The organism is Nonomuraea sp. NPDC050202 (assembly GCF_040656115.1).
Taxonomy (GTDB): Bacteria; Actinomycetota; Actinomycetes; order Streptosporangiales; family Streptosporangiaceae; genus Nonomuraea.
In genome coordinates this window covers 128,064-151,139 of sequence record NZ_JBFALF010000013.1, presented here as the reverse complement: position 1 = coordinate 151,139, position 23,076 = coordinate 128,064, and the positions used below count along the sequence as shown (strand labels likewise).

Here is a 23,076-nt window from a genome sequence, read left to right as displayed (position 1 = left end):
TCATCCCTCAGGTTTCTTTTCGCGCTGACCGTGACCGCTGCCGTGGCGCTCTTCCCGACGGCTACGCAAGCCGCTCCACCTTCCGACGTCAAGCCCGTCCGCGTCGTCATCCTGGTCGACGAGTCAGGCAGCCTCAAGGACCAGGACGTCACGCGCGAGCGGGCCGCCGCCCAGCTCATCGCGCTCAGCGAACTGTCGGAGCAGTCACAGGTGGCCGTGGTGGGCTTCGGCAGCTCCAACGGTCCCGGCCAGTCCGCGGTCGACATCGTCTGCCCGCTCACGGGAGTGCAGACCGCGCAGGACCGCGAGTCGCTGAGCCGGTGCGTGGAGAAGCTGCGCCTGCGCACCGCGCAGGAGGGCAACGACACCGACCACGCCGCCGCCCTCGAACAGGCGCTGGACATCATGGGCCGGCCCGACGACCAGCAGCGCGCGAAGATCGTGTTCCTGCTGACCGACGGCGTGCTCGACGTGCGCAACAGCCCCCAGTACGGCGCCGACGCCCAGGCCCGCAACGCCAACGCCCAGGCGCAGATCACCCGCAGCCTCGACGACGCCAAGCAGGGGCAGGTGCAGATCTGGCCGCTCGGCTTCGGCGCCGCCGACAAGTCCGCGCTCGACGCCTTCGCGGCCGGCGGCTGGGTCCAGCCCTGCGGCGAGCAGCAGACCGCCACCCCGAGGGCCCGCGTCGTCGCCACCTCGGCCGACGTGGAGCGCTCGCTGCTGGAGGCGTTCGCCTACGCCAGGTGCGCCGGCATCGAGAAGTCCGTGACCGACTCGCTCGACGCGGGCGCCACCATCGATCTGAACGTCAACATCCCGATCATCGCCACCGACGGCTCGATCGTGGTGGTCAAGCGCGACAAGCGCATCCAGGTCACCTACTTCGACCCCGAGGGCACACAGGTGCCCAAGCAGGGCGAGCTGAAGGAGTCCACCTTCCAGGCCGCCGGCGAGGCCGGCCCGGTGGAGTCGCTGCGCATCCGCAACCCGCTGCCCGGCCAGTGGCGCATCCAGCTCAAGTCGCCGCCCGGCGTCAGCCGCCAGGAGGTCAGCGCCACCGTCGTCTGGCAGGGCGCGCTGCGGGCCTCGATCTCGCTGAGCAACCCCCGGCCGCGCCCCGGCGAGCAGGTGAACGTGCGGCTGCGCCTGCAGACCAGGACGGGCACGATCACCGACGCGGCGGCGCTGGAGGGCCTGCGCTTCAGCGCGCGGATGTCCGGCGAGGGCTTCCAGGAGGCCCCGGTCGAGCTGGGCGACACGGGTGAGGGGGCCGACCGGGCCCAGGGCGACGGCGAGTACTCCGGCCAGATCGTCATCCCGGCCACGGCCACCGGCGCGCTGTCGTTCGTCGGCAAGGTGAGCGGGCCCGGCGTGGCCGGCGACGAGCGGCCGTACGCGACCCGCATCGCCGGGCCGGCCGACCGGCTGCGCGCCCAGGTGGAGCTCGGCTCGGCCACCGTCGAGCCGGGCGGCACGCTCGCCGGCACCGTCCGCGTCACCAACGAGGCCGAGCCCGTCCAGCTCGGCCTGCGGCTCGTGGACGTCCCCGGCACCGTGAGCCTGTCCGCCCAGCGGCTCCAGGCGCCCACGGGCAGCTCCGAGCAGGGCTTCGAGCTGCGCGTCAGCGCCGACGCCGGCGAGGGCGCGGTGAGCGGCGTGCTCCAGGTGCTGGACCCGGCCGGGCAGGTCGTGGCCGAGGAGTTCGTGGACGTGAACGTGCAACCGCCGACGCCGCTGTGGCAGCGGGCGCTGCAGGCGCTGCTGATCCTCCTCGCGATCCTCGCGGTGGCGCTGCCGTTCCTGCTGGCCAGGCGGCGGGCGCGGCGGCGGGCGGCCGATCCGAGCGAGCTGACGCTGCACCTGTTCGACCGGCCGGGCGAGCCGTACATCAGCCGGCTCCAGGCGCCGCTGGGCGAGGGCCCCGAGTTCACGTTCGAGGTCAGCGACGGGCGGCTGGTCCGTACGTACGGGACCGGCTACTCCGTACGCCGGGGCCAGGGCCGTACCGTGCTGGTCCGCGACCCGTCGGGGCGGGAGCTGGACCCGCTTCTCCCCGGCCCGCCGATCGCCCTGCCGAACGGCATGTTCCTCGGCGTGGACGACGGCCGGGCCAGGGGCGGCGGCGCCGAGCAGCCCGCCTACGGCTCCGCCGAGCCGTACCAGAGCAGGACCCACCGACCGATGCCAGGCGACGACCTGTTGTGAGGGATGCATGAGGATCTTCGATCCGATGATGTTCGTGGGGCTCGGCGGCACCGGCTGCCGGGTCGGGGTGGAGCTGGAGCGCTGGCTGCGTGACGAGCTGTGCGGTCCTGACGGCATGGATTTGATCAGGAACTTCAGCTGGCAGAACTACCAGCCCTACGAGCTGCCCTCCTGCCTGCAGTTCGTCTACGTGGACCTCAACGAGGACGAGCTGAACCGCACCCGCCGCCGGGTGGTGCCGACCGAGCGGGAGCTGCCCGCGGCGGGCCGTACCGCGCACCTGGTCCACGACGTGGTGCCCAAGTTCGACTCCTACCCGGAGGTGGCCCGCAGCCTGCGGGCCACGCTGGGCGACCACGTCAAGGACTGGCTGCCGCCACGCGAGCAGGAGCCGCTGGTCGCGCCGCTGATGCGGGGCGCCGGGCAGCTCCCGACCGTGGCCAGGGCGGCCCTGTTCGAGCGCATGCGCCACGGCACGGGGCCGGTCGTGCAGGGCATCGAGGACGCCATCGGCGCGATCAGCAACTCCGGCAGCGAGCTGGCCGCGCTGGGCGGCCGGCTGCGGCGCACCTGCGACGTGTTCGTGGCCTTCTCGGTGGCGGGCGGCACCGGCAGCGGCATCTTCTACGACTACCTGCACCTGATCGGCGACGCCTTCGCCCGCAACCACATCAGGGCGCGGATCCACCCGCTGGTCGTCATGCCGTCGGCGTTCGTCGAGGGCAAGGGCGGCGGGCGCAGGGCGCGGCTGAACGCCGGGGCGAGCCTGCTCGACCTGTTCCGGCTGGTCGACGACCAGAACGCGCCGCACGCGGGCACGCAGGTGGACGAGCAGGGCATCGTCGGCGAGCTCGGCGTGCGCTACCCGGCCAAGGGTGAGGTGCGCCTGGCCACCGGCACGGTGCAGACGGCGTTCCTGTTCACCATGCCGCCCGGCGTCGCGCGCGACGACCTGCACCGCTCGATCGCCTCGCTGATCGTGTCCCTGGCCGGCACCCGGCCGAGCACCGCGGGCGAGGCCGCCGGCGGCATGGAGGACCGCGGCGAGTCCACCTTCGCCGACGACTTCATCAACCGGGCCGTGGAGCGCGAGGTCCCGGCCGCCTCCGGCATCGGCAACAGGGGCGTGTCCACGGCGTTCGTCTCCTCGATGACCGTGCCGGTGGAGGAGCTGGCCGACCTGGTCAGCTCGCGGCTGCTGGCCCGCGCGGTGACGCAGCTCGAAGCCGTGCCACCGGGCGCGGCCGAGAGCAACGTGGAGGAGATCCGGCGCCTGTTCACCACCACCAACCTGGAGCCGCTCAACACCCGCGAGCCGCTGCCGCTGCCCGAGGCCCGCACCGCTACCGGCGCGGCGGAGATCCAGAAGTCGCTGGCCAACCGGATGCGCGCGATGGAGGACAACCTGGCCTCGCTGGAGCGGCAGCTCAGCCGCGCCGTGCCGGCCATGGCCAAGGACATGGACGTGCGGCGCGGCGCCATCGAGGGGCTCGGCCACGTCGATCCGTTCCGGCTGCGGCGGGTGGTCACGGGCCTGCCCGGCGACGTGCACGAGGCCGACAAGCTGGGCTTCGCCGGGCTGCTCGACCAGCGCAGGGCGCAGCCGCGCAAGCCGTACGAGAACATGACGGAGGCGCCGCCGCAGCCGCGGCCGATGCGTGACCGGCTGCTGCGCAAGGTGCAGTGGAGCGACCCCGAGGTGCAGGCGTCGCTGCACGACCAGGACGCCTGGTACCTGTGGCGCAGCCAGGCGCTGTGGCACCGGGCGTGGGCCGACCAGATGCCGCGCTGGGAGCCGCTGCGCAAGCAGCTCATCCGCGAGGTCCGCGACTTCACCGAGGTGTTCGCCGAGCACGCCGACGCCGACCCCGAGCGGTTCGCGCGCCGCGCCGGCGAGCTGTACGAGAACCGCGTCGGCGTCTACCACCTGCTGCCGCCCGCGGGCGCCGAGTCCTTCTACGACGCGGTCGTGCGCCGCTTCGTGGACGTCTTCGTGGCCCGGCAGCTCCTGCGGCCCACCGACGGCGAGGCCGGCGTGGTCAACGCGCTGATCGGGCCGGAGGGCTGGCGGCACGCCTACGACATGGCCTGGCGCACGGGCAAGCCGGCCGACGCGCTGGCCTGGGTGCGGGAGCGGCTCAAGCTGGAGGTCAAGAAGCTCTTCAAGGACCGCGACGAGGCCGCCATGCTGGGCGAGCAGCCGCTGCTGCCCTCCCTGGCCGACATCCTCGCCCAGGCCGCGAAGGGCGGCGGCGACGACCCGCACGTGCGGCAGTTCCAGCTCAAGCTGGCCGACCTGGTGCCGGGCGGCTTCACCCCCGACGGCACCGGCGACCTGAAGGTGCTCGTCTCCTACCCGGCTCCGGCCAAGGACACCGAGCTCGAACGCTTCCTGAAGGAGCGGATCGATTTGCCCGGCGTGCCCGACTTCCGCAACATCGACGCCGACTCGGTGACGGTCGTGCAGGTCCGTACCTCGATGAGCGTCACCCAGGTGCGCGAGCTGCGCGAGGTGCTGCACAGCTGGGCCGACGCCCTGCAGCACGAGCGGCCGCAGGACCACCTGAAGTGGCGCCAGCGGCTCGGCTACGACTTCGGCTACCTGGCCACCACCGAGGAGCACCGGGTCCGCATCCTGCACCGGCTGCTCTGCCTGCTCTGGAACGGGCAGGTCAGCGTGGTCGAGGGCGAGCCGCACTCGCCGTCGCGGATCAGGATCGACGTCGAGGGCGGCTCGATGACGCTGCCGCTGACCGGCTACGGCAAGGCGTCCTCGTGGCCGAGCATCCTGCGGGCCTACGAGCAGTGGGTGATCGGCGGCGACGAGGAGTTCCGCGGGCTGGTGAGCGAGCAGCTCATGAACGCCCTGCCGAAGGGCCTGGCGGGCACGCTCAGCGTCCCCCACCCGCTCTACCAGCAGGTCATCGGCATGGCCGCCGACCAGCTCGGCCTGCTGGAGATCATGATGCCGAAGCTGCCGTCCGGCGCCCGCAACCGGGCCGACCAGCTCGTCGCGTTCTGGGCGAACACCCTGCCCGCCGCGCTGGACCTGCCGTTCGAACGGGTCGCCGAGGCCGTCGCCTACAACCTGCGCGACCTGGACGCGCTCGCCGGGGAGTGAGCATGGTCGTGGTGCTCGACCTCCGCAAGGAGGAGGTGGCCAGGCTCGGCTCCCGGGTCCTGGTGGTGACCGACACCGAGCGGCTGGCCGCCGGGCAGCAGGCGCTGCAGGAGGTGTTCAGCTCGCGCCTGGTCAGGTCGGTGCTGGTGGTGGCGCTGGGGCCGGAGCCGCGCCTGCCTCCCGCGCTGAGCGGCGAGAGCCGCAGGGTGCTGTGGGTGGGCGACCCCTGCGGCATCCTCTGGAACGCCGACACCGGCGAGGCGGCGCACGGGCCGGAGGTCAGCTCGGAGGCCATCCTGATCGACCTGCTGTCCCAGCCCGAGGTGTTCGACCAGGTGGTCGGCGAGCTGGGCGAGATCCCGTACGGCACCGCCTCGCCCGGCTGGCGCATCGTGGCGGGCCGCATCGACCCCGAGGTGCTCGCGCAGGCCTTCACCGACGTGGCGGACCGGTTCGCCGGGCCGGTGCAGCAGGACACCGGCGTCTTCGGCTCGCCGCTGGCCACCGCCCTGCCGGTGCTCAGCGGCACCGCGGACCTGCCCGCCGACCTCCTCGACGCGCTCGTCCCCGACGGCCGGATGGACCGGCTCCACCGGCAGGCCCGCGACCGGCTCGACCGCGCCACCCGGGCCCTGGACGACCTCGGCTACTTCAGCATCGCCCCGGCCAGGGCGGCGATCGTGGACGAGGTGATCGCCGCCGGGCGGGCGCTGGCCGAGTTCCGCGACGCGGTGGAGCGGCTGTTCGCCGAGGTCGACCACGGCGACGAGGACGCTCCCGACGTGCTGGCCGCCAACGGCGTCAAGTTCGCCACCCCGGCCGGCATGGGGCACGCCGAGATCGTCGCCGAGCTGCGCGCCGACGTGGAGTCGGCCCTGGCCGAGCGCAGGAGCCTGATGCGGCTGGTCTCGCGGCTGCGCGCGCTGGCCGACCAGAGCGCGCCCATCGGCAGCGCCGCCTTCGTCCCCGGCTGCCGGCGCAGGTGCCCCGACGAGCTGCTCAACGTCCTGCACGCGCCCGCCGAGTTCCCCCGGGGGCTGGTGAACCGCTTCGTGCTCTGGCGGCACTCGCGCGACTGGTGGCGCGAGCAGCTCGCGCTCGGCCCGGCCAGGACCGCGCTCGACGAGCTGCGCTCGCTGCTCGAACGGGTCGCCGCCAGCGAGTGGACGCTCGGCGAGGCCCGCATGCACACCTCCGACGCGGCCCGCACGATCGCGGCGGTGCTGGCCGAGATCTGCGCGCAGGTGTCGGCGACGCTGTCCGACTGGAGCATGGCCGAGGCCGGGCAGGCCACCGCCGGCGAGGCCCTGGACGAGGAGGTCACCGTCCGCCTGCGCGACCGCGGCGGCCAGCTCCGCGAGGTCATCACCGGCGACCTGCTCGACGCGGTGACGGGCTGGCTGGAGCCCGGCTGGCCGGCGCTGGAGCACGGCGACTTCCGCGACGTCCGGACGGGCCTCGATCGGCGGGTCGACGAGACGCTCCGGCAGTACCGCTACCACCTGGCGCACCGGGGCGTGCAGGAGAAACCCGACTTCGGCACCGCCGACGCGGGCCGCCAGGAGCTGGTGGACGCGGTGTGGCGGCAGTCGCAGCAGGTCGTACGGGCCCTGCAGGCCCCGCCCGGCGGGCAGATGTTGCAGCTCTGCGGTGATCGTGACCTGTCGCTGCTGCTGCGGCAGGCGTACGCGGTGCGGTTCGCGCCCAGGGCCGTACGGGGCCAGGGCAACCCGCCCGGAGTCGTGTGGACCCGGTCGGGCCAGTACGCCGGCACCCTTCGCCTGGTGCCGCTGCGTCCGGGGACGGTGGAGGAGAACTGGAGTGGTGATGGAGCCTGAGCCGCTGGACTTCGACTCCCCGGAAGGCGACCCGGTGAGCTGGGAGGTGGAGGCGGAGCCGTGGCAGAACCCGTTCGAGCGCCGGGTCACCCACCTCGCCTCGGGCACCAAGCTCGTGCAGCGGCGGGTGCCGCGCGCGGAGGGCCGCGACCGCGAGTACCTCTACGACCTGCTGGAGAACGAGGCCCGCATGGGCGCCAGGCTGCTCTCCCGGCTGCGCCGCGCCTACCCGCCCGAGCTGCCCCGGCTGATCGGCTACAGCCTCGACGAGGAGGAGCCGTTCGTGCTGCTCTACGACTACCGGGGCGAGCCCGTCAGCCGCTACTTCGGCGCGCTGCTGATCAGCGAGCAGCGCACCCTGCAGGCGAGCCTCTTCCGCGCCGTGCGCATCCTGTCGGCCTGCGACATCGTGCACCGGTGCATCGAGCCCGCCACCGTGCGCTGGGACGGCGCCACCGTGCAGCTCACCGACCTCAGCCACGCCACGCTGATCGGCACCCGACGGCTGCGGATCGGCGAGGCGCCCTACGCCTCCCCCGCCCAGCGCGCCGGCGAGGGCCTGGCCGCCACGGCCGACGACCTCTGGAGCGCGGGCATGGTGATCTGCCGTACGGTCACCGGCCGCGAGATCGCCGACCTGCCCGACCTGTCGGCCACCCCCGCCCTGCAACCGCTCAAGGACGTCTTCTCCGGCTCGCCCCCGTCGGCGCAGGAGGTGCTGGCCCGGCTGCGCATGCCCGACCCGATGCAGAGCGTCGCCGTCGAGCAGGACCTGGGGCTGGAGGAGGGCCGTGCCGCCTTCGACCGGGCCCGCGAGGCCAGGCGCGACCCGGTGGCCGCCGAGGAGCACGTCACCCGGATCCAGCCCGTTCCCGAAGAGGAGGAGGGCAGGCAGCTGCCCTGGTGGGCCCGGTGGCTGCCGCTGGCCGTCCTGCTCGCCCTGCTGATCGTCCTCTGGGTGGTGACCCGGTGATCCTCTGCCCCATCTGCCTGCACGAGTTCGCCTGGAGCGAGGACGAGCTCTTCGAGCGCACCCCCGCCGGCCAGTACCAGCCGCTGTCCCTGGGGCACGTGACCGGGCCGCGCCGCGAGGACCTCCTGCGGGCCGCACACGTCCGCTGTCCCGCCCCGGTGTCGGACCCCGGCCTCGAGCACCACCTGCCCTACACCTACGTGCGGCACGGCCGCCCCCTGGTGATCGGCCTGGTCGGCGGGCCGGAGACGGGCAAGACGCACCTGCTGGCCGCCATGATCGGCGCCATCGAGCAGGGCGGGCTGCGGCCGTACGGGCTGACCACCGACGCGGTGGACATCGAGCGGCACGCCGAGTACGTCAACTCGTACGTGCGTCCGCTGCTGGTCGAGCGGGCCGCGCTGAACCGCACCACGCACCGGGCCACCGCCGAGCCCGTGGACGCGCTGCTCGTCAACGACGGCCGGCACACCACCGCGGTGGCCTTCTTCGACATCGCCGGCGAGCTGCTGCGCAGCGCCACCCATGAGGCCACCAGGTTCGTGCCGGCCATCGGCGGGCTGCTGTTCGTGATCGACGCCGCCACCAGGTCGGCCAGGATGGGCGACGAGTCGTTCCGTGCCGTGCTGGACCGGCTGCCCAAGACCGGCGGGCGGCTGGACATCCCGGCCGCCATCGCGGTCACCAAGAGCGACGCGGTGCGCTTCCAGGCGCCGATCGACACGTGGCTGTACGCCGAGCCTGACGGGCTGGACCCGGCGGCGGTCCTGCGGGAGAGCCGCGACGTCTACGCCTACCTGCACCGGCGCGGGGCGCAGGCGTGGCTGAGCCCGTACGACAAGTGCCGCAAGTGCACCCTGCACTTCGTCTCGGCGACCGGCGCCGCCGCCACCGAGGGGCGCTACCGGCGGGGCGTCCGGCCCCGGCGCGTCCTCGAACCCCTGATCTCGCTCTTCGCCATGACCGGCGTCCTGCGCGGCTACCCGGAGGTGGGGCTCTGATGGGACGTTACGCCAGCGTCGACTGGATCCAGTTCGAATGGGACGAGCAGCGCACCGGTCTCGGTCCCGTGCGTACCTCGCTGGAGCGGACCGGCGGCTGGTACCACCAGCTCGGGCCCTGGCTGGATCCGGGGCCCGAGCCGGGGGTCAGCCTCTGCCGGTTGCTGGTGGAGGGGCGGGTGGTGGTGCTCGCCAGGATGCGGACCGGCGGCGCCGACAGCCGGCGCACCATCCGGGTCCAGGCGTACCTGGGCGGCTCCGCCTCCCAGCCGATGGCCATGCCGAACGTGCGGCAGACGCTCGCCCTGGCCGCCGGCTGGGCCGCCCGGCTGCCCGACGGCAACGAGCCGCTCGACCTGGGCAAGCTGATCAGCTCGTACGACGGCGCGCGGGCCGCGCTGGACCGGGAGTCGCGGGCGGTGGCGGCGGCGCTCGCGCCGGTCGTCTCCGAGTGCCTGCGGAGGCCGGGGGCGCCGCTGTCGGTCGCCTCGGGCGGGAACCCGATCGTGCAGCTCTGGGGGCTGGTGGACATCCTGGACCTGGCGCTGGGGCACTATCCGGAGACGTTCTCCACCTACGAGAGCGATGATCTCAAGCAGGGGGCCGAGATCATCTTCCTGCGGCAGTGGCCGGGGCCGTCGTCGCAGAGCTCGTACCGGACGCGGGTGGACCCGCGCTCTCCCGATCAGGGGGACAGGTGCGCCGAGATCGCCTCGATGCTGGTGGACGCGTACGCGCGGGATCAGCTCGTGGGGCTGGTCAAGCGGCTGCGGATCAGCGACAAGACGCCGCTGGAGGAGCGGCTGCGACGGCTCGCGTCCGTCACGGGCGACTCGACCGCGCTCGTGGCCCGGCCCGCGGCGGTGGAGGAGAGCGGGGACGAGCTGGTCTGGTCGCCGCAGCCTCCCGCGCGCTCCCAGCCCGCCGCGCGGGCCTCGACCCAGGGCGAGCCGCCGTACCAGGCCGCGCCGCCCCCGCAGGCACCGCACCCGCAGGCACCCCCCGCACAGGCACCACCCCCGCAAGCACCGCCCGCACAGGCGCCGCACCAGCAGGCACCGCCCGCACAGGCGCCGCATCAGCAGGCACCGCTCGCGCAGGCGCCGCTCGCACACGATCCGTCCTCGCAAGCAGCGGGACAGACCGCGGAGTCGCAGCGTCCGCGGACGGCGGGCCAGCGGCACGCCGACGCCGGGATGGCGCGCGAGGCGCACGCCCCCGAGCCGCGCCCCGCACAGGACGCGCACACCGCCGAGCCGCGCCCCGCACAGGACGCGCACACCGCCGAGCCGCGCCCCGGACCGGACGCGCACACCGCCGAGCCGCGCCCCGGACCGGACGCGCAGGCCGGGGGTGTGCCGGGCGGTCCGGCGGTCGTGCAGCAGTATGCGGAGCAGGACGCGTTCGAGATGCTCTGCACCGACCTGCTCCAGGCGGCCTCCGCCAAGGAGGTCACCACCATCCTGCAGGAGATGCGCGCCTGGGCGGCCAGGCGGCAACCGGCCGAGGTGCGCTCGCGCCTGCCACGCCTGATCCCCGTCCTGGAGCGGCGCCTGCCGGAGGGCCGGATCAACCCGGTCCTGCGCGGCCTCCTCGACCCGGACGCCCAGGCCCACGCGCCGAGGCCGAACTGGCTCGACCCCAAGTGGCTCGTCATCGTCGCGATGCTGGCCCTCCTGGTGATCCTCGTGGCCGTGACCCTGTTCGTCCTGGTCTGAGGGATCAGCTCCTTCTGGTCCGAGGGATCAGCCCGAGCCGGCGGCCCGCGGCGGCGAAGGCGGAGGCGATGCGGTCGAGCTGCGCGTCGGTGTGCAGGGCCGTGGTGCTGACGCGGATCAGCGCCTGCCCGTCCGGCACGCTGGGCGGCACCATCGCGGTGGCGAAGACCCCCTCCTCGAACAGCTCCCGCCACAGCCGGCAGCACAGCACGACGTCCCCCACGTGCACGGGGATGATCGTGGTCTGCGAGGCGCCCGTGCCGAACCCCAGCCCCGCCAGGTCGGCCCGGAGCCGGGCGGCGGCGGCCAGCGCCCGGTGACGGCGCTCCGGCTCGGTCTCGACGATGTCCAGCGCGGCCAGCGCCGCCGCGGTGCTCGACGGCGACAGCGCCGCGGAGAACACCATCGACCGGGCGTGATGCCGCAGGTAGACCATGATCTGCTCGGGTCCGGCCACGGCGCCGCCGGTCGTGCCGAAGCACTTGGAGAAGGCCATCGTGTGCAGGTCCACCGCCGGCAACAGCCCGTGGTGCTCGGCGGCCCCGCGGCCGCCCGGCCCGAGCAGGCCGATGTCGTGGGCGCCGTCCAGGACCAGGCGGGCGCCGTGGCGGCGGGCCAGGGCGGCGGTGCCCGGCAGGTCGCAGAGCGTGCCGGTGGTGGAGAACATGCCCTCGGTGATGATCAGCCCGGCCCCGGCGGGGTCGCACCCGGCCAGCAGCCGCTCCAGGTGGCCGAGGTCGTTGTGGCGGTACCGGCGCAGGCGGGCGCGCGAGAGGCGGACCGCGTCGATGAGGGAGGCGTGGATGAGCTGGTCGGCCAGCACGGTGTCGCGCGGCCCCACCAGGGCGCTGAGCGCGAGGTTGGCGAGGAAGCCCGTAGGCGTCACCATGGCCGCCTCCTGGCCGAGGAACGCGGCGAGCCGGCCTTCGAGCCTTTCGTGCAGCGCGAGCGACCCGTTGACCAGGCGCGATCCTGAGGTGCCGGTGCCCAGCGCCCGGATGGCCCGGCAGGCCGCCTCCTTCAGCCGCGGGTCCGCCGACAGGCCGAGGTAGTCGTTGGAGCCGGCCGCCACCAGCACGCGCCCGCCGACGACCACCTCGCCGGTGGCCAGCCGCTCCTCGACCGGGCGGTAGTAGGGGTAGGCGCCCAGCTCGGTCACCGGCTGGAAGTCGTCGTGGAGGCGGCATCTGTCGAACGCGTCGAGCATCGGCGTTTCACTGCCCTTCTCGGAGGCGACGTGTGAGGCGAAAGTCTGCCGTGACCGGTGCGGTCCGTACCGCGCTTCGTGTCATCGCATCCGCCACGGGTAGCTGTCCCGCCATGTCCGAGCTGCTGACCGGGGACCTGTACGCGTTCGAGAGCCTGCTCGCCGGCGAGGAGCGCGCGACGTTGCTGCGCGTGCGCGAGTTCCTCGCGGAGAAGGTCGTGCCCATCGCGAACGAGTGCTGGGCGCGCGCGGAGTTCCCCGTTGACCTGGTGAAGGAGTACGCCGAGCTGGGCATCGCCGGCCTGGCCTACCCCGAGTGCCCCGGGCCCAAGCCGAGCGGCCTGCTCAGCGGCTTCCTGGCGCTGGAGATGGCCCGCGCCGACCCGTCGATGGCCACGTTCTTCGGCGTGCACACCGGCCTGGCCATGGGCAGCATCGCCGCCTGCGGGTCGGCGGAGCAGCGGGAGCGGTGGTTGCCGGGGATGAGCAGGATGGAGCAGATCGGGGCGTTCGCGCTCACCGAGCCGGCCGGCGGTTCCGACGTCTCGGGCGGGATGCGGACCACGGCCAGGCGCGAGGGCGGGGAGTGGGTGCTCGACGGGGCCAAGCGCTGGATCGGCAACGGCACGTTCGCCGACCTGATCGTCGTCTGGGCCAGGGACGTGGAGGACGGGCACGTCAAGGGGTTCGTGGTGGAGCAGGGCACGCCTGGCTTCACCGCGACGAAGATCGAGAACAAGATGGCGCTGCGCACGGTGCAGAACGCCGACATCACGCTGTCCGGCTGCCGCGTCCCCGAGGAGAACCGGCTGCGGAACGCGGGCTCGTTCCGCGACACGGCCAGGATCCTGCGCAGGACCCGCAGCGGGGTGGCCTGGCAGGCGGTCGGCATCATGCTCGCCGCGTACGAGATCGCGCTGCGCTACGCCAAGGAGCGCGAGCAGTTCGGCCGGCCCATCGCCACGTTCCAGCTCGTGCAGGACCTGCTGGTCAGGATGCTCGGGAACGCCACCGCCTGCCTGGGCATGGTGGTGCGCCTGGCGCAGTTGCAGGACGACGACGTCTTCCGCGACGAGCACTCGGCGCTGGCCAAGGCGTACTGCACGAGCCGGATGCGGGAGGTCGTCGGCTGGGCCCGCGAGCTGCTCGCCGGGAACGGGATCATCCTCGACTACGACATCGCCCGGTTCGTCGCCGACGCCGAGGCGATCTACTCCTACGAGGGCACCCGGGAGATCAACACGCTCATCGTCGGCCGCGCGGTGACCGGGATGAGTGCCTTTGTCTGACTACCCACCGTGAACTCCCCGCGATCACGGTCACGAACCGTGTGCTGACAAAGAGTCAACATTACTTTCGGGAGGTTTCTTCGCATCCGTACCTTGAAGTCCATCTGCCCCATCGGCATAGTGGACGGACCACAGGCGCACCCAGTCGTGGCGGGCAACCTCGGGGGCGGTAGCAAGGTCACGACTGCCCGGCGCACGCCCCCACGCGCGGAATTGGACATTGACGGATGAGCTCGCCCCCGCCTCTTCGCAGCAAGCTGCTCAGGATCCTCCTGCTTCCGCTGGTCTCCATGGTGGCCCTCTGGGGGTTCATCGCCTACTCGAGCGTGGCCGAGATCGCGACGGTCTCGCAGATCCAGAGCCGGTGGGAGTCCATCGGCGCGCCGGTGCTCCAGCTCATCGTGGAGTTGCAGAAGGAGCGGCAGCTCTCGGCGGAGGCGCCGGGCAGCACCGCGGCGTACAAGCCGCTGACCGAGCAGCGGAAGGTCACCGACAACCAGGTCAAGCGGCTGCGGGAGGTCATCGCGACCCTCGACGCCGACGCGGTCGGCGAGACCCCGGCCCAGGTGCAGGCGATGGTGCAGGCCCTCGACGGGCTGCAGTCGCTGCGCGCCTCCGCCGACGGCGGCGTGCTGGCGCCCACGCTGACGATCATCGAGGCGTACAACAACCTGATCGCCGTCGCCAACCAGCAGTTCACCGACCGCGACGCGATGAGCGACGCCTCGGCCTACCAGTCGGTGCGCGGCATGACGGCCTACAGCACCTCGGCGGAGTACCTGTGGCGGGAGCACGCCGTGCTCACCACCACGCTGGTGCGCCGCAACATGACCCCGACCGACCGCGCGGCGTTCGTCGCCGCCATGACCGCCCGGCGGCTGGCCCTGGCCAACGCCGAGCGTGACGCTTCGCCGGAGCTGCGCGCGGCCTACGACCAGCTCGTGGGCAGCGCCCCCTACAAGCGGGTGGTGTCGGTCGAGGACGAGCTGTTCTCGTACGACACCGGCGGGCCGCCCCCGGTGTCGGCCGGCGAGTGGCGCGGCGACGCCGAGGCCGTGCTGGCCCAGATCAACCGTGACACGCAGGCCGAGCTGATCCGCGCGGCGGCGTCGGGCGAGGCGCAGAAAACCGCGGCGTACTGGCGGATCGGCGTCGTGCTGCTGCTCGGCCTGGCCATGGTGATCCTTTCGGTGTGGCTGTCGTACCGGTTCGGCCGGTCGCTGGTCGTCGAGCTGCGGCGGCTGCAGGGCTCGGCGGTGGAGCTGGCCGAGCAGCGGCTGCCCCGGCTGGTCGAGCGGCTGCGCCGCGGCGACGACGTGGACCCGGCCACCGAGGCGCCCGGCCTCGACCCGGCCGAGACCGCCGAGGTCGACCGCGTGGTGCACGCCTTCTCCGCGGTACGCCGCACCGCGGTCGAGGCCGCCGTCGGCCAGGCGGCCCTGCGCAAGGGCGTCGGCCAGGTCTTCCTCAACCTGGCCCGGCGCAACCAGGCGCTGCTGCACCGCCAGCTCGCGCTGCTGGACACCATGGAGCGGCGCGTGGACGAGCCCGAGGTCCTGGAGGACCTGTTCAAGCTCGACCACCTGACCACCCGCATGCGCCGGCACGCCGAGAACCTGATCATCCTGTCCGGTTCCTCCCCCGCGCGCCGCTGGCGCGACCCCGTGCCGCTGTTCGACGTGGTACGGGCGGCGGTGCTGGAGGTCGAGGACTACACCCGCGTGACGGTCGCGCCGATGCCCGACGCCCCGCTGCTGGTCGGCGCCGCGGTCACCGACGTGATCCACCTGGTCGCCGAGCTGGTGGAGAACGCCACCGTGTTCTCCCCGCCCAACACGACCGTGCAGGTACGCGGCGTGACGGCAGCCAACGGGATGGCGCTGGAGGTCGAGGACCGCGGTCTTGGCCTGAACGACGCCACCCTGCGCGACCTCAACGACCGGCTGTCCGACGTGCCCGAGTTCGACCTGGCCGACAGCGACCGGCTCGGGCTGTTCGTGGTGGCGCGGCTCGCGGCGCGGCACGGGATCAAGATCGTGCTGCGGCGGTCGCCGTACGACGGGACCACCGCGATCGTGCTGCTGCCCGCCGGGCTGCTCGCCGAGGCCGAGCCGCTGGCCCTCACCGCGGGGCCGGCCACCGCCGCTCACACCTCCGGGAACGCCCCTGGCCGGACCGCCGGCCACGATGCCGTCAACGGCCGCGCGACCCGGCCCGTACGCGGCACCTGGTTCGAGCCCGGCCCCATGCAGAACAGGACCGATCCCGCGCCCGAGCCCCCGCGGGCGCTGCCGCAGGAAGGCGGCCCGGCGCCGGTGTCCGGATCGCCGCTGAGCGGTCACCCGGACCTCGAGCAGCTGATCGGGTTCGGGAACGATCTCGCCGGTGGGGCCGTGCCCGGCCCCGCCACGACCTCCGGCCCGCCCGCGGGCTGGAGCGTCACCGTGCCGCCCCAGGAGGCGGACGAGGACCTCGACGGGCTGCCGATGCGGATCCCGCAGGCCAGCCTCGCTCCCCAGCTGCGCGTCGACGCGCGGCCGGAGCGGCGCGGGCCAGGCGGGCGCTCGCCCGAAGAGCTCGCAAAGCTCATGTCGTCCATGCAACGCGGCTGGCAGGAAGGTCGCCAGCACGCGGAGCAGGAGCCCGGCATGTGGAATCGAAAGGACGACCAACCCGATGCCTGACCCCAGAAGCGAACTGAGCTGGCTGCTCGACGACCTCATCCAGCGCGTGCCCGGCATCCGGCATGCCATCGTGCTGTCCGCCGACGGGCTGTCCATGGGCAGCTCCCGCGGCTTGACCAGGGAGGACGCCGAGCACCTGTCCGCCATCTCCGCCGGCAGCCACAGCCTCGCCATGGGAGCGGGCCGGCACTTCGGACTGGGCGGCGTACGGCAGACGATCATCGAGATGGAGGAGGGCTTCCTCTTCGTCACCGCCGCGGGGCAGGGGGCGCGGCTCGCCGTGCTGGCCACGGCCGACGCCGAGCTGGGCATGGTCACGTACGAGATGGCGCTGATGGTCAAGCGGGTCGGCGAGCACCTGTCCGCGCATCCGAGGGGAGCGGCACCGGCACCCGCCTGGAACGGCGCGAGACCGTGACAGGGGAGGATCCCGGCCCGCTGATCCGGCTGTACGGGCTGACCGGCGGCCGGGCGCGTCCGCAGGGTGAGTCGTTCGACCTGATGGCCATCGTCATCACGGTCGGCGACTCCCCCCAGCCCGGGGACCTGATCCCCGAGCATCGCGCCGTGCTCTCGCTGTGCCGCAGGCCCACCCCCGTGGCGGACGTCGCGGCCCACCTCAGGCTGCCGATCAACATCACCCGCGTGATCCTCGGCGATCTGCGGCGGGACGGCCTGGTCAGCATCGAGCGCCCGCGCCCCGTCGCGCAGACGATCGACGAACGTATCTACAGGGAAGTGCTGGATGGGCTACGCAGTCTCTGACCCTGGTACGACCAGGGCTCCCTCGGCCCTGGCCATCAAGATTCTCATCGCGGGCGGCTTCGGGGTCGGCAAGACGACCATGGTCGGCACGATCAGCGAGATCCGGCCGCTGCACACCGAGGAGCTGCTGAGCGATCGGGGCATCGGGGTGGACGACACCTCGGGCGTGGAGTCCAAGACCACCACGACCGTGGCGCTGGACTTCGGCCGCATCACCATCCGCGACGGGTTGTGGCTGTACCTGTTCGGCACGCCCGGGCAGGACCGGTTCTGGTTCATGTGGGACGAGCTGGCCCTGGGCGCGCTCGGGGCCGTCGTGCTCGCCGACACGCGGCGCCTGCAGGACTGTTTCCCAGCGGTGGACTACTTCGAGCAGCGCGGGATCCCGTTCGTGGTGGGGGTGAACTGCTTCGACGGCGCCCGCCGGTACGAGCCGGAGAAGGTGCGGCGGGCGCTCGGGCTGGGCAACCACATCCCGATCGTGCTGTGCGACGTGCGGCGGCGCGTGTCGGTGAAGGAAGTGCTCACCACGCTCGTCACGTACGCGGTCAAGGGGGTGTGACCGGCGCCGACGCTCAATCCGGCGTGACCTGCTGTCCCGGTGCCGGCGCGGCCTCGCGCAGCGCCGGTGCCGGGCGGGCGGCGGCCTCGGTCGTCGGGCCCGGCGTCCTGGCCGGCAGGAGGCGTCGCTGCTCCTGCGGCCGGTCCGGCGTCCTGGCCGCTAGGAGGCGTCGCTGCTCCTGGGGCCCGCCGCGTACCGGGAGGACGCGCACGCCCGGCCCGGTGCTGGCGCCCGCTCCCCCGGCCGCCGCGCTGCCCGGGCCGGCGATCCAGCGCTGCCCGTGCAGGCCGGCGACGTCGATGCAGTCGCCGCGGGCGAGCGGATCGCCGGCGGGCAGGGCCACGCGCAGGCCGCGCTCGGTGAGGGTCCGCAGCTCCGGCGCCGGCGTCTCGGTGCCGGGCGGCCGGAACGCCGGCGAGGTCCTGCCCTGGCGCCCTGCCGCGTAGCCGGGCGGGCGGCGAGGGCCTGCCCTGCCGCCCTGCCGCGTAGCCGGGCGAAGGCTCGGCCTCCTGTTTCGTGCCTGGTCAGCCGGGTAGTCGGGAGGCGCACACATCGGCGGCCCCGTGCCACCAACCCCTCGGCGACCCCCGGCGCCCGGAGCAGCCGGCGAGGGTCGTGAGGAGGGGGCATTGAGCGAGATCCACGGCATGTGCGAGCCCAGGTTCCGCGCGGTGCGGGAGGCGTTCGCGCGCAACTTCGCCGAGGGGCGGGAGCTGGGCGCCTCGGTGGCCGTCTACCAGCGCGGGCGGGCCGTCGTCGACCTGTGGGGCGGGCAGGCGGGCCGGGACGAGGCCTGGCGGCAGGACACGATCACGCTCCTGGCCTCGGCCACCAAGGGGCTGGTCGCCACGGCCGCGATGCTGCTGGTCGATCGCGGCCTGCTCGACCTCGACACGCCGATCGCGGAGTACTGGCCGGAGTTCGCGGCGGGGGGCAAGGCGGACATCCCGCTGCGGTGGGTGCTGGGGCACCGGTCGGGGGTGGTGACCGTCGATCCGCCGCTGACCATGGTGGACCTCGAAGGGGGCACGGCGGTGGGCGAGGCCCTGGCGGCAGCCGTACCCGCGTGGCAGCCGGGCCGGGCGCACGGGTATCACTGCCTGACCATGGGATGGCTGGTCGGCGAGGTCATCCGGCGGGTCACGGGGCTGTCGGTGCAGCGCTTCTTCGCCCAGGAGATCGCCGGCCCGCTGGACCTCGACCTGCACGTCGGCCTGTCCGGCGCGTGGGGACGGCGGCTGGCCGGCCTCGTGCCGCCCACCGGGGAGCAGCTCCTCCAGGGGCGTGCCAACCCCGAACTCGCGGGGCTGAACCGGGCCATCTGCGACCCCGCGTCCCTGTTCCACCGCTCGACGTTCGGCAGCATCTCGCTGGCGGGCAACCCCCTGGCCGCCGCCGGCGTGCCCCAGGCCGAGATCCCGTCCTGCGGCGGTGCGGGCAACGCCTCGGGGCTCGCCCGCATGTACGCCGCCCTCGTCGGCGAGGTCGACGGCATCCGCCTGCTACGCCCGGAGACCGCCGACCGGGCCCGCACCGTCGAGGCGTGCGGCATGGATCTGGTGCTGCGCTGCCACACCTCGTACGGGCGGGGCTTCCTGCTCCCCGGCGGGCCGATGTGGCCGGGCGACTGCTCCCCCACGGCCTTCGGCCACCCGGGCGTCACGGGCGTCTTCGCCTACGCCGACCCGGATCACGAGCTCGGCTTCGCCTACGTGCCCAACCGCATGACCGAGCTCATCGAGGGCGGTGACGACCGGGTCAGGCCCCTCATCGAGGCCACCCACCGCTCCGCCTGCGCCTGACCGCCCCCTGACCGCCCGGATCAGGCCGGTCAGAGGTAGGGACCGGCGCCCGGGCCGGGTGCGGGGCCGGGCGGGCGGGGGAGGTCGGGGCGGGCGGCCTGCTGGAGGGTGAGCCCGACCCTGATGCCTTGGAAGACGCCTTCCAGCCACCCGACGAGCTGGCTCTGCGCGATCCGGATCTCGGACTGGGTGAGCGTCTCGGAGGAGGCGGGCAGCAACCGCCGCAGCTCGTCGCGCAGCTCGGGCGCCACGGAGTCCCCGATCTCCTCGACGACCCGCGTGTGGATGTGCTGCAACGTGTCGCGGGCGTGCTCGTCCAGGGTCAGCCCGCGGGCCTCGTCGAGCAGCGACCGCGCCATGGTGCTCACGCGCAGCAGCCGGGCGGGTTCCTTGACCCGTCCGATCTCGACCTCCGCGGCCGACTCCGCGGACGGGCCGCCGTCGCCGGGCAGCCCGTCGGGCGGGCGCGCGGCGCCGTCCGGCGAGCGCGGTCCCGGCGGACCGGCCGAGGAACGCGCGTCCGATGAGCGCGGGCCGGAAGGCCCGTACGTGGGGCGCGGACCCGAGGCCCCGTACGGCGCGGGCCCGTCCGGCGGGTGCGGGCCGGTTGGTGGTGTCATGTCGGCGTCCTGAGAGGTCGCGGATCGCTCGAAAGCGCGGTCATGACGCACCCTGCCCACGTTCGCGCTGCTCACGCCCTCCGGCACGCGATCAGGCCCGCAGTGGCAGCTCGTCCAGGACCTTGGCGGCCAGCTCGCGGGCGGGCTGCTCGTAGGCGCGGGCGAGGCTGCGGGTGACCTGCTCGGCCCGGATGGCGGGCCAGTCGGGCGGCAGGTGCTCGGCGGGCAGGTGCGGGTCCTGGCGGACGAGTTGCAGCCAGTCGGTGTGCAGCAGAAGCTGGCGCGCCAGGTCGTCGGGCAGCGCGGGCTGGGGGTCGGGGGTGTCCCAGCGGTCGAGGAAGGCGTGGTAGCGGGCGGCGATCTGCCCGGTGTCGAACGCCTTGCGCACGAGGTCGGCCGACTCCGTCGGCTCGGCGGCGCTGGCGGTCAGCACGGTGACGTGGTCGCGCAGGCCGAGGCCGGCCACGATGGCGCGGACGTCCTTGACGCCGGGAGCGATCCACATGCCGCTCTGCAGCAGCCCGAACCCCGCCCAGATGAGCTGGGAGCGCAGGTCGTGGCGGGTGGCGCGGCGGTCGTCGGGCAGCGAGAAGCCGACCAGGGTCCAGGCCCCGTCCCAGCCGCGGTTGACCGCGCCGGTCTCCCACATGCGGCGCCGCCCGTCCTCCAGGACGGCCGTGGCGTGCGCGGTGAGCCCGAAGTACGTCTTGCGCCCCGAACGGTGCCGCGCCAGCAGCCCCCGCTTGACCATGCGGGTGAGCGTCGAGCGCACCGCCTCCTCCGTCACGCCGAGGCGGGCGAACACGTCGATGACGCTGCCGGAGTAGACCGCGACGTCGCGGCCCAGCACGTAGACGCCGAGGAAGCTGAACATCAGCGACTGGGGGCGCGTGGACGGGGCGTGAGGCAGGTCGTCTCCCTCGCGAAAAGTCACAAGCCGAGGGTAGACGGATTCGAGATATTGGGCAAAACTTTGACGCAGGTCGCAAGTTTGCCCCACGTTTGCAGACACGAGGTGACGTGTATGGATTTGTCAGGGAAAGTGGCTGTGGTCACGGGCGCCGGCCGGGGGCTCGGCCTCGCGTACGCCGAGGCGCTGGCCGCAGCCGGTGCGGCCGTGGTGGTCAACGACGTGGACGCGGGAACCGCCGGCGAGGCGGCCGCGGCGATCCGGGAGGCGGGCGGCCGGGCGGTGGCCGCGCCCGGAGCGGTCGGCGGCACGGAGGTGGCCGAGAGCCTGGTGGCCACGGCGGTGGCGGAGTTCGGCCGGCTGGACGTGCTGGTGACCAACGCCGGCGTGCTGCGCGACCGGGTGTTGTGGAAGATGTCCGACGACGACTTCGACACCGTCATCGACGTCCACCTGCGCGGCACGTTCAGCTGCGCCAGGGCGGCGGCCACCAGGATGCGCGAGCAGGGCGAGGGCGGGCGGCTGATCCTCATCTCCTCCCCCGCCGGGCAGCGCGGCAACTTCGGCCAGACGAACTACGCCGCGGCCAAGGCCGGCATCGTCGCCATGGCCCGCACCTGGGCGATGGAGCTGGCCAGGGCGAACATCACGGTCAACGCGGTGGTGCCGGTGGCCGCCACCGAGATGACCAAGACCATCCCCGCCTTCGCCCCCCACCTGGAGGAGGCCGAGCGCACCGGCGCGCCGCTGCCCGCCTGGCTGCGCAGGGACGAGGGCATGGGCACGGTCCAGGACGTGGCCGGGCTGATCGTCTACCTCGCCTCCGACGCGTCCGGGGAGGTGACCGGGCAGGCGATCGGGATCGGCGGCGACAGGCTCGCCCTCTGGTCGCACCCGGCCGAGAAGGCGGTGGCCTACGCCGACGGCGGCTGGAGCGCCGACGCGATCGCGGCCGCCTGGGGCGACTTCGAGCCCGAGACGTACGGCATCCCCGCGCCCAAGGTGCCGGCCCCATGAACCTCGACGAGCTCACCGCCATCGACGTGCACACCCACGCCGAGATCTCCAGGGACGGCCACACCTCGCTCAGCCCCGAGCTGTTCGGCGCCTCCGCGGAGTACTTCGGCTCGCACGAGCGGCCGACGATCGACCAGATGGCCGCCTACTACCGGGAACGGCGGATGGCGGCGGTGGTGTTCACCGTGGACGCCGAGCACGCCACCGGTCACCCGCGCATCTCCAACGAGGAGATCGCCGAGAGCTGCGCCGCGCACGCCGACGTGCTGATCCCGTTCGCCAGCGTCGACCCGCACAAGGGCCGGGCGGGCGCCCGCGAGGCCCGCCGGCTCGTCGAGCAGCACGGGGTGCGCGGGTTCAAGTTCCACCCCAGCATCCAGGGCTTCGACCCGAACGACCGGCTCGCCTACCCGCTGTACGAGGTCATCGAGGAGCTGGGCGCGATCGCGCTGTTCCACACCGGCCAGACCGGCATCGGCGCGGGCGTGCCCGGCGGGGCCGGGGTGCGGCTCAGGCACTCCAACCCGATGCTGGTCGACGACGTGGCCGTGGACTTCCCCCACCTGAAGATCATCCTGGCCCATCCGTCGTTCCCCTGGCAGGACGAGGCCCTGGCCGTCGCCACCCACAAACCGGGCGTGCACATCGACCTGTCCGGCTGGTCGCCCAAGTACTTCCCGCCCCAGCTCGTCCGCTACGCCAACACCCTGCTCAAGGACAAGGTGCTGTTCGGCTCCGACTACCCCGTCATCACCCCGGACCGCTGGCTCAGGGACTTCGCCGCCCTCGACATCAAGCCCGAGGTCCGACCCAAGATCCTCAAGGACAACGCCGCCCGCCTGCTCGGCCTCGCATCGAAGGAGACCCAGGGATGACCACCACCGCCGACGGCCTGGCAGAGATCAAGGCCCTGGCCGGCAAGGACCTCGGCCACACCGGCTGGCTGGAGATCGGCCAGGACCGGGTGAACACCTTCGCCGACGCCACCGACGACCACCAGTGGATCCACACCGACCAGGAGAGGGCGAAGGCCGGCCCGTTCGGCGGCACGATCGCGCACGGCTACCTCACGCTCGCCCTGGTCATCCCGCTCTTCACCGAGCTGCTGGAGATCAGGGGCGTCAAGATGAGCATCAACTACGGCCTGGACAAGGTGCGTTTCCCCGCCCCGGTCAAGGTCGGCGCCAGGATCCGCCTGGCCGGCCGGGTCGCCGAGGTCGAGGACGTGCCCGGCGACGGCGTCCAGATGCACGTGGACTTCACCATCGAGATCGACGGCGAGCCCAAGCCCGCCTGCGTCGCCCGCGCCATCTACCGCCACTACGCCTGACTTCCCGCCACGCCCCCCACGAACGGGATCA

19 protein-coding genes are annotated in these 23,076 nt (G+C 73.4%); 15 read left to right on the top strand and 4 right to left on the bottom strand.

What is annotated here, in order from left to right:
- The first annotated feature begins 30 nt into the window (after nucleotides 1–30).
- Genes AB0I79_RS30780 through AB0I79_RS30755 form a run of 6 tightly spaced genes read left to right on the top strand, consistent with a single transcriptional unit; the run spans nucleotide 31 to nucleotide 10,859 of the window.
- Nucleotides 31–2,208: a vWA domain-containing protein gene (locus tag AB0I79_RS30780; protein ID WP_357880148.1), complete on the top strand. Its 2,178-nt coding sequence runs from the start codon at nucleotides 31–33 to the stop codon at nucleotides 2,206–2,208.
- A gap of 7 nt (nucleotides 2,209–2,215) precedes the next feature.
- Nucleotides 2,216–5,329, top strand: coding sequence for a tubulin-like doman-containing protein (locus AB0I79_RS30775; RefSeq protein ID WP_357880145.1), 3,114 nt, complete (start codon nucleotides 2,216–2,218; stop codon nucleotides 5,327–5,329).
- A gap of 2 nt (nucleotides 5,330–5,331) precedes the next feature.
- A complete protein-coding gene (locus AB0I79_RS30770; protein ID WP_357880141.1) occupies nucleotides 5,332–7,167 on the top strand; it encodes a hypothetical protein in 1,836 nt (611 codons plus the stop codon).
- A complete protein-coding gene (locus tag AB0I79_RS30765) occupies nucleotides 7,151–8,140 on the top strand; it encodes a hypothetical protein (RefSeq protein ID WP_357880138.1) in 990 nt (329 codons plus the stop codon). Before AB0I79_RS30770 ends, AB0I79_RS30765 begins: the two co-directional genes overlap by 17 nt.
- Entirely contained in the window at nucleotides 8,137–9,141 is a 1,005-nt protein-coding gene (locus tag AB0I79_RS30760; RefSeq protein ID WP_357880136.1) for a hypothetical protein, read from the top strand. Before AB0I79_RS30765 ends, AB0I79_RS30760 begins: the two co-directional genes overlap by 4 nt.
- On the top strand, nucleotides 9,141–10,859 hold the full coding sequence (locus AB0I79_RS30755; protein ID WP_357880134.1) for a hypothetical protein: 1,719 nt from the start codon (nucleotides 9,141–9,143) through the stop codon (nucleotides 10,857–10,859). Before AB0I79_RS30760 ends, AB0I79_RS30755 begins: the two co-directional genes overlap by 1 nt.
- A gap of 4 nt (nucleotides 10,860–10,863) precedes the next feature.
- Here AB0I79_RS30755 and AB0I79_RS30750 read toward each other — a convergent pair whose 3' ends face one another.
- Entirely contained in the window at nucleotides 10,864–12,066 is a 1,203-nt protein-coding gene (locus AB0I79_RS30750) for an aminotransferase class I/II-fold pyridoxal phosphate-dependent enzyme (protein ID WP_357880131.1), read from the bottom strand.
- 113 nt (nucleotides 12,067–12,179) lie between these two features.
- Between AB0I79_RS30750 and AB0I79_RS30745 the strand changes: the two genes are divergently transcribed.
- The 5 genes from AB0I79_RS30745 (at nucleotide 12,180) to AB0I79_RS30725 (ending at nucleotide 17,366) form a co-directional block, all read left to right on the top strand.
- Nucleotides 12,180–13,355, top strand: coding sequence for an acyl-CoA dehydrogenase family protein (locus AB0I79_RS30745; protein WP_357880128.1), 1,176 nt, complete (start codon nucleotides 12,180–12,182; stop codon nucleotides 13,353–13,355).
- 227 nt (nucleotides 13,356–13,582) lie between these two features.
- A complete protein-coding gene (locus AB0I79_RS30740) occupies nucleotides 13,583–16,039 on the top strand; it encodes a nitrate- and nitrite sensing domain-containing protein (protein ID WP_357880125.1) in 2,457 nt (818 codons plus the stop codon).
- Nucleotides 16,032–16,457 carry a roadblock/LC7 domain-containing protein gene (locus AB0I79_RS30735; protein WP_080041457.1) on the top strand — a complete coding sequence of 142 codons (426 nt, stop codon included), beginning with the start codon at nucleotides 16,032–16,034 and terminating at the stop codon, nucleotides 16,455–16,457. The genes AB0I79_RS30740 and AB0I79_RS30735 overlap by 8 nt, the downstream gene beginning before the upstream one ends.
- Nucleotides 16,454–16,804, top strand: coding sequence for a DUF742 domain-containing protein (locus AB0I79_RS30730; protein ID WP_357880122.1), 351 nt, complete (start codon nucleotides 16,454–16,456; stop codon nucleotides 16,802–16,804). Before AB0I79_RS30735 ends, AB0I79_RS30730 begins: the two co-directional genes overlap by 4 nt.
- The gene (locus AB0I79_RS30725) at nucleotides 16,785–17,366 is read left to right on the top strand and encodes an ATP/GTP-binding protein (protein WP_357880119.1); all 582 of its coding nucleotides are present in this window, start codon (nucleotides 16,785–16,787) and stop codon (nucleotides 17,364–17,366) included. The genes AB0I79_RS30730 and AB0I79_RS30725 overlap by 20 nt, the downstream gene beginning before the upstream one ends.
- Nucleotides 17,367–17,379: 13 nt before the next feature.
- Here the strand turns inward: AB0I79_RS30725 and AB0I79_RS30720 are convergent, their stop codons facing one another.
- On the bottom strand, nucleotides 17,380–17,919 hold the full coding sequence (locus tag AB0I79_RS30720) for a hypothetical protein (protein WP_357880116.1): 540 nt from the start codon (nucleotides 17,917–17,919) through the stop codon (nucleotides 17,380–17,382).
- Between the two features lie 76 nt (nucleotides 17,920–17,995).
- Here AB0I79_RS30720 and AB0I79_RS30715 point away from each other — a divergent pair, with 76 nt between their 5' ends.
- Complete coding sequence (locus AB0I79_RS30715; RefSeq protein WP_357880113.1) at nucleotides 17,996–19,168, top strand: serine hydrolase domain-containing protein; 1,173 nt, start codon at nucleotides 17,996–17,998, stop codon at nucleotides 19,166–19,168.
- Nucleotides 19,169–19,197: 29 nt separating this feature from the next.
- Here the strand turns inward: AB0I79_RS30715 and AB0I79_RS30710 are convergent, their stop codons facing one another.
- Together AB0I79_RS30710 and AB0I79_RS30705 are read right to left on the bottom strand one after the other, a co-directional pair.
- Nucleotides 19,198–19,788 carry a proteasome activator gene (locus tag AB0I79_RS30710; RefSeq protein WP_357880110.1) on the bottom strand — a complete coding sequence of 197 codons (591 nt, stop codon included), beginning with the start codon at nucleotides 19,786–19,788 and terminating at the stop codon, nucleotides 19,198–19,200.
- A gap of 91 nt (nucleotides 19,789–19,879) precedes the next feature.
- Nucleotides 19,880–20,722, bottom strand: a complete 843-nt coding sequence (locus AB0I79_RS30705; RefSeq protein WP_357880107.1) for a PaaX family transcriptional regulator C-terminal domain-containing protein — start codon at nucleotides 20,720–20,722, stop codon at nucleotides 19,880–19,882.
- A gap of 108 nt (nucleotides 20,723–20,830) precedes the next feature.
- On the opposite strand from AB0I79_RS30705, the gene AB0I79_RS30700 reads away from it, so the two are divergent.
- Genes AB0I79_RS30700 through AB0I79_RS30690 form a run of 3 tightly spaced genes read left to right on the top strand, consistent with a single transcriptional unit; the run spans nucleotide 20,831 to nucleotide 23,045 of the window.
- Entirely contained in the window at nucleotides 20,831–21,715 is an 885-nt protein-coding gene (locus tag AB0I79_RS30700) for an SDR family oxidoreductase (protein WP_357880103.1), read from the top strand.
- Complete coding sequence (locus AB0I79_RS30695) at nucleotides 21,712–22,590, top strand: amidohydrolase family protein (protein WP_357880100.1); 879 nt, start codon at nucleotides 21,712–21,714, stop codon at nucleotides 22,588–22,590. The genes AB0I79_RS30700 and AB0I79_RS30695 overlap by 4 nt, the downstream gene beginning before the upstream one ends.
- The gene (locus tag AB0I79_RS30690) at nucleotides 22,587–23,045 is read left to right on the top strand and encodes a MaoC family dehydratase (protein WP_357880097.1); all 459 of its coding nucleotides are present in this window, start codon (nucleotides 22,587–22,589) and stop codon (nucleotides 23,043–23,045) included. Before AB0I79_RS30695 ends, AB0I79_RS30690 begins: the two co-directional genes overlap by 4 nt.
- Nucleotides 23,046–23,076: the final 31 nt, after the last annotated feature.